General features: G+C 54.7%; 6 protein-coding genes. 4 read left to right on the top strand and 2 right to left on the bottom strand.

The features are described from left to right. Positions 1–81: 81 nt before the first annotated feature. Together Q0Z94_RS10535 and Q0Z94_RS10530 are read right to left on the bottom strand one after the other, a co-directional pair. Positions 82–267: a hypothetical protein gene (locus tag Q0Z94_RS10535; protein ID WP_298069509.1), complete on the bottom strand. Its 186-nt coding sequence runs from the start codon at positions 265–267 to the stop codon at positions 82–84. Beyond that, positions 251–646, bottom strand: coding sequence for a BrnT family toxin (locus Q0Z94_RS10530; protein WP_298069508.1), 396 nt, complete (start codon positions 644–646; stop codon positions 251–253). Before Q0Z94_RS10530 ends, Q0Z94_RS10535 begins: the two co-directional genes overlap by 17 nt. Positions 647–909: 263 nt before the next feature. On the opposite strand from Q0Z94_RS10530, the gene Q0Z94_RS10525 reads away from it, so the two are divergent. The 4 genes from Q0Z94_RS10525 to Q0Z94_RS10510 all read left to right on the top strand — a co-directional run bounded on the left by Q0Z94_RS10525 (position 910) and on the right by Q0Z94_RS10510 (position 6,207). Then, positions 910–1,506 carry a recombinase family protein gene (locus Q0Z94_RS10525; protein WP_298069507.1) on the top strand — a complete coding sequence of 199 codons (597 nt, stop codon included), beginning with the start codon at positions 910–912 and terminating at the stop codon, positions 1,504–1,506. 210 nt (positions 1,507–1,716) lie between these two features. Next, positions 1,717–3,072: an O-antigen ligase family protein gene (locus tag Q0Z94_RS10520; RefSeq protein ID WP_298069510.1), complete on the top strand. Its 1,356-nt coding sequence runs from the start codon at positions 1,717–1,719 to the stop codon at positions 3,070–3,072. Beyond that, positions 3,048–3,452, top strand: a complete 405-nt coding sequence (locus tag Q0Z94_RS10515; RefSeq protein ID WP_298069506.1) for a hypothetical protein — start codon at positions 3,048–3,050, stop codon at positions 3,450–3,452. The genes Q0Z94_RS10520 and Q0Z94_RS10515 overlap by 25 nt, the downstream gene beginning before the upstream one ends. A gap of 130 nt (positions 3,453–3,582) precedes the next feature. Beyond that, entirely contained in the window at positions 3,583–6,207 is a 2,625-nt protein-coding gene (locus tag Q0Z94_RS10510; RefSeq protein ID WP_298069504.1) for an S-layer homology domain-containing protein, read from the top strand. Positions 6,208–6,788 lie beyond the last annotated feature (581 nt).

Genomic DNA, 6,788 nt, shown 5'->3' with positions numbered 1-6,788 from the left:
CTTTCCGCCTGTTCCAACGCTTTGCAAAGTTTCCCCTGGTTTTTCTCTCTGCCTTTGATGCTTTTTTGATGCTGTTGGCTGTTACTGCGCCGTCTTGCGGACGGGATTTACCCGCTTGAATTTCAGCGCCCGCTCCGGGGTAGTTTCCGGGCAGTCCTCATCAAAGCTGATGGGCATGGTCCTGGCCCGCTCCAGCTCCTCGCGCTCTTTCTCCGTAAAGGCCAGCTCCTGACGCACCTCATAGGGAAAATCAGCTGTACTTGCCATAATAGAGTCCCCTTTCAAAACTCGTCGCCAAACGGGCTGAGATCAGCCTCGTAACCTCCACCGTTTCTCCTTCTCTGGAAACCGTTTCACGCTCTGTATAAACCACAAACAGGATGTCGTTCAGTCCATCTGAAAAACCGCCCAGGTTGCCAATGACAGTTAAATTTCCGGCCGAGGTATCCCCTATGGTATTGTAGCGATCCTCCTCCTGACTATGCTCATCATCGAACATTTCGATCCGATCATAGTCGAAAAAGATGCGGGCGGCGGTCACGAAGGATATCCCGTGCTTTTCAATATTCCTCCGATTTTTCTCCTCGTCGTACTCAAAGAGCATATCGCCCAGAGAAAACTGAACCAGTCTGTCTCCCACAGCCATTGTCTCTGCCGCCCTCCCTTCGCAGTATGATTATAGCATACTGCGCTGGAAATGGGAAGTGAATCTTCTGATAGACTTCCTCCCCAAAACCTGGTATGTTGTGTCCAGGAAAGGAGGCAGAAGAAATGAGAAGGCACAGCAGGTTATCCTCGCAGCGGCTGTCTCCCATGGAGGGATGCAACCGCTTTTGCCTTCTCTGAAACAACTTCAAATTGCACAGCTCCGTGGCTCCTCTAAAATGGAATGAAAAAAGGAGGAGCATTATGGACACATACGGATATGTTCGCGTCTCTACCAGGGAGCAGAATGAGGACAGGCAGATGACCGCTATGCGGGACTTCGGCGTGGCGGACAGCCGCATTATCCTGGACAAGCAGAGCGGCAAGGACTTCCTGCGCCCCGGCTACCAGCGGCTGGTGCGAAAACTGAAAGCCGGTGACACCCTTGTAATCAAGAGCATCGACCGGCTTGGGCGCAACTATGAGGAGATTTTGGAACAGTGGCGGCTGCTGACCAAGGAAAAGCGGGTCGGCATCGTCGTCCTGGACATGCCGCTGCTGGACACCCGCCAGGACCGGGACCTCACGGGAGTGCTGATTGCCGACATCGTGCTCCAGCTTCTGAGCTATGTGGCCCAGACAGAGCGGGAGTTCAACCGCCAGCGGCAGGCCGAGGGGATCGCGGCCGCCAAAGCCAGGGGCGTCCACTTTGGGCGGAAGTTCAAGGAACGAGGCAGCAGCTACGAGGATGTTCTGGCCGCATGGCGCCGGGGTGAACTCTCCGGCAGGGCGGCGGCCAGAGAACTGGGCGTAGCCCACGGGACCTTCCAGCGGTGGTGCCGGGAGGAATTTGGACCATAAAGCGTGGGTTGTGGTCCACGCTAAACGAGCCATGGTGTTGAGCAGGTTGGTGCCGTTTTCAGGAACGGCCTGGCCTGCTCTTGTCTGTTTCGATGATAAAATATTACCATACATCCCCAGCTTTCGCAAGAGAGAATGTGGCTTACAACCCACAGGTTGCAGGCCATTTTTCTCCCAGCGGGGTCTTTGGGAGGTGATTACTTGCAGGAAATGAAACAGAATATAAATATTTTTTCTGCCCTAACCACCGTTTTTCTGATCCTGCTATGGACTGTTTACCTGTTCTATTGTGGTAGCCGGGGTTATCAGGACATCTTAAACGCGAAATATCATCTGTTTCTTGTCCTGTGCGGCGGATATATCCTGCTCATGGGACTTTTCGCTGCGGAATTGTTTGTGATTGGGGAATTACGACCCAAGGCAGTATTCTTAAAAAGGAGTGGTTTGCCTCAGAAATTTGTGCTCACTTATGTGTTGATCTCTTGGGTATCGGCGGTTCTGTCCCCCTATTTTCCTGAAACGGTCGTCGGCGTAAGCCGGTATGAGGGGGCGCTGACCCTCACGATTTATGGCCTCTGTTTCATTTTAGTTTCGTACTTCGGGAAACCTACCAGGCACTTGCTTTATATTGCCAGTACAGTCACTGCCTTGTTCTGCATCTTATGCCTGATACAGCTTGCCGGACAAAACCCGTTTTTGCTCTATCCGGAAGGCCACAGTTATGCTGGGGCTTATATCGAGTATTCCGGAGCCTACCTCGGAACAATCGGCAACGTCGATCTGGTGGCGTCCTTCCTGTGTATTGTGATCCCAATTATGTGGATCGGCTTGCTGCGGCTGCCAGGAAAGCACCGGCTTCTCCTTGCGATCCCGCTTGCGCTGTCTTTGGCAGTCCTTTTGAAAATGTCCGTCCTGGCTGGGCTTGTCGGCGTTTTTGTGGGAGGCATTATTTCGCTCCCAGTCGTACTCCCGATTGGAGCAAAAGGGCGCAAGCGGCTGGCATGGCTGCTCTTTGCGTCCGCTGCCCTGGCAATCGCTATATGTTACGCTGTAGATACCGGCGGAGGGATGCTGCACGAAATCCACGAGATACTTCACGGAAACTTTGACAGGGCCTTCGGCTCCGGGCGCCTTCACATCTGGAAAGAGACACTGATTCGGATACCGGACCATTTTCTGCTGGGCACCGGCCCTGATACGATGCTTTACGGCGGTTTAGAGCCGTTCACCCGCTATCATGAGGGGCTCCAGCACGAAATCATCTCGCAAATCGACGTGGCTCATAACGAATACCTCAATATCCTGTATCACCAGGGCGTTTTTGCCCTGGCTGTATACCTCGCGCTGCTGGCAAACCTCGCCAAAAAGTGGATCAAAGAGGGTCCCACAGGCCCGGCGGCCGCTATGCTCGGCGGGGCCGCGCTGTGTTATTGTATCCAGGCGTTCTTCGGATTCAGCATGTGCATCACCGCCCCGTTCTTCTGGACCGCGCTGGCCCTGCTGGAGGGATGTGGGCAAAATAAAACCGGGAGGGAAAAATTATGTGGAAAAAGATACTCAGCCTGAACCTTGCCGTCCTGATGGTCCTGACGATGGTACCCGTCAGCACAGTACACGCTGTAAGAGGCAGTGACTATGGATATGCTTTCTTCCATAAGAATGACGGCACAGAGGAAACTGTTTTGGACACAGAAGATTTGTATGATTCATGGCTGCCACTGTATACTGTTGCGCCATATATCAGCGGTGAAAACAAGGTCGTGACCTCATACAACACAAAGGCCTTGGGGACAGGGAAATCTTATAAACTATCCAGCCCCATTGGCGAGTGCTATTCGACAATCGAGGAGGCCCCCACTGATCTTTACGCGCAGTGGGAGGAGGCCCCGGGGAATTACATCTTTTACGTCAGTGGCGACGGACTGACCAGCGATGGGAAGGACTAGGGACGGTCCTGTAAGCTCTTCTGTCAGTTCCCCGTCTGGTTCTGTCTTCATCGGGTGGAACACAAAAGAAAACGGGACCGGTACGTGGTATTCGCAGTATACCTATGCGGCGGCAGTCCAATGCCACGAATTGTTCGCGCAGTATGAGCCAGAACCGCCGGGAGCGTGCTGTATTCTGGATGGGGAGGCGCATCTGCTGGAAAGTGGGAAACCGCGGGAGATCGTTGAGCTGGCCGACGGAAAGGCGACTCTGCCCGGCAGGCTGTATGACGGGGCAGTTGTGGCCTATTGGGAGGGCAATGACAGATACTACCCGACCGGCGTTCTCGTGTCTGTCGAGCAGGGTTCTGTCCTCTATCCCATAACGGCCAATAAAGACAGCGGCTATTATGCAATCATCGACGGCGACGGCGGCAAGACAAGCTCAGGCGGCGAGTACAACGCAGCCAGATGCTATATCACGTCGTTCGGCGAGTTAAATATGTACTATCTTGACGAAATAGAGCCATTCTCCAAGGAGGGCCATGCTGCTGTCGGCTATCGGGGCGATAAAACAGGCACGGAATACCCGTTAACCGCGGCCGCCCGGGAGACGATGGCGGCTGAGGCGGATGAAAACAACATCGCCCGCTTCACCGCGCAGTATGTCCCTGTGGACGGCGGTTACATCCAGTATATAGGGAACGGCGCACAGACTAAGGACGGGATCGCGTATGTGATCCAGGACGGCCTGAATTTCGATGGCTCAGATGCGGCCCAGTATATCGAAAATCCTTTTGTCGCGCCTTCAGGCAAATACTTCCTCGGCTGGTGGGAAAAGGAATTGATCTATGATTGGTATGCTCAAGGTAAGTGGCATGACCCAGGCGAGCCCATCCAACTGACGGGAAACGCTCTGCTCTATGCCCAGTGGGGCCGCAACAGGGTGGTCTACCACTACACCGGTCGTTGGGGGGACCCCGCTGTTGAGAACAGCATAAATGAAGACTTAATTAGAAGTGTTTCGTCGTACTCCGAAGATTCCGCTGTGTTTGAGGGCTGGTGCACCAAGGCGGACGGGACCGGCGAGTGGTACTATCCTCGTGACACAGTTTCCGACAAGATACCGGACGGAACGGTGCTCCACCTCTATGAGAGATGGCTGGACCTGACGCAGGAGGGATACTACTATATCCTGTCTGGCCCCAAAATGCGGACACAAATCATTCCCATGAGCAGCGAGAAGGAGCAAATTATACTTCCCGAGACAGAATATTGCGGATGGATTAAAGATGGGACAAAATATGAGATTAGATTTGTTGGCTTTTTGGATCAGGAACCGGGAATCTACCCGCCCGGCTCTGTCATGACTGTTACCAGTGGGGACCACATCACCGTGCTGGATCCTGCTACGGTCGTTGAGTTCAACGAGAATCATCCGGATTACCAAGAGCAGCGAGTGTGTTACGAAATCATGAATCCTTATTACACTTCTTCGGCAGACTTGCGGCTGTATAGCGCAGACGAGGTGTTTTCCAAGCTCCCTCAAGACGCAGACTTCACTGGCTGGAATACCAAGCCAGACGGTACTGGCCAAAATTACAGAGCAGGAAGTTTGCTCTGGAGCGGGTTCTACAAATTGTATGCAATGTGGAAGGACTTCACATCCGGCGGCGATGTTCCAAGCGGCGGGCATTCCAGCGGCAGTTCCTCCGATGATAGAATAACAACCACTGTTACAACCAACCCGGACGGTTCCAGAACAACGACCCAAACTGATAAAGCCACCGGCACTGTGACTCAAACCACGAGATATCCCGACGGGAGCACGGTCACTACAGAAACAAAAAAAGATGGTACAGCCACTAAGACGGCCAAAACCGCGGATGGTGTCACCGGAACCACTGCTGCAGACAGCCGGGGGCGCATTACAGGGATGACCGTCTCCGTACCGGCCTCCTTCACTGGGGGCACTGTCACCGCGCCTATTGAGGCCCCGGCAGCGAAGGACAGCAGCAACGCCCCGGAGATTGCGGTCAAGGTGGGTTCCGGCGATACCGCCAGGATGGATATCCCTGTGTCCGAGTTCGGCCCCGGCACTGTAGCCGTAGTGGTAAACCCCGACGGCAGTGAGGAAATCGTGCGTGACTGCGTCATTGGCGAGAACGGCGTTGTGCTGAACGTCGAGGACGGCATGGCTCTGAAGATCGTGGACAACAGCAAGACCTTTGCGGATGTGCAGGGAGTGCATTGGGCGGAGGATGCCGTAACGTTCGCGGCAGCCCGGGAACTGTTCAGCGGCACTGGAGCAAACCAGTTCTCGCCGGATATCAACATGAGCCGCGGCATGTTTGCAGAGGTGCTCTACCATCTGGCCTATGAGCCAGAGGCCGGCGGTGCGGACTTTATCGATGTATCGCCCGGCGCATATTACGCGGACGCGGTGGCATGGGCAGAGGGTGCCGGCATGATATCCGGTTACGGAAACAACACGTTCGGTCCAAATGATGGTGTGACCCGCGAGCAGATGGTGACGATCCTCTACCACTATGCCCAGCGCCGAGGACTTGTACCGTCTGAAATAACAGGCAGTCTTGACAGTTTTACAGATGCCGGCGACATAAGCGGCTACGCTGTCGAAGCGATGCGCTGGGCGGTGAATGCCGGTCTGATCAGCGGCGTAGATGGTGAGCGCCTTGCGCCCAAAGCGGGGGCTACCCGCGCGCAGGTGGCGACGGTCCTCATGCTCTTCTGCGAGAAGGTCATACAAGGGTAGTACAAAGCAGGATACGATGACAGGCAAAAGCGTGAGTGCAAAATAACTGTTGTCAAAGGCCGCCCAATTCACAGCAACTATCTGTGATGCGCCCTCCACTCAGCTCCACCAACACCCATGATACAGCGCACAACAGTCAGCGCGGTTGGATAATCCAACCGCGCTGACTGTAAATCATAAGGGGACTCACTGTGTCGTATGCGAAATTTAGAACGCAGATGCTCGTCAATGCAGAGAGAAAAGTCTGTGGTCTACCTCGCACAACGGTCTGCGCCGCACCAGCTGTCTGCTCTCGCAGGTGCTCGACTGACGAAGAAGCAGTCGTCAATGCAAAAGAACAGGACAACCGAGCGTCCGCAAGTCGCTGCCTCGCCGCATTCTGTGCTGAGAAGCAGTGTTCATCCGCGTGCGCAACGCAGCAGCCTGTGCGCCGCTGTGTGCCCGCCAAGCAGCCGGAAGGTACACAAGCCCACCCCTCATCGCCAACGCGGCCGTGTCAAAACCGTGTGGAGCGCTGTGCCCAAACCAAACTGCAGCCCAGCTCTGCGGCTGCAGTTTGGAAAGGAGGAGCAGCGAAGCGA

Source organism: uncultured Mailhella sp., from assembly GCF_947631555.1.
In the GTDB taxonomy this organism is placed as follows: Bacteria; Desulfobacterota; Desulfovibrionia; order Desulfovibrionales; family Desulfovibrionaceae; genus Mailhella.
Note: the sequence above shows the minus strand (reverse complement) of the source record. Positions and strands in the feature narration are given on the sequence as shown.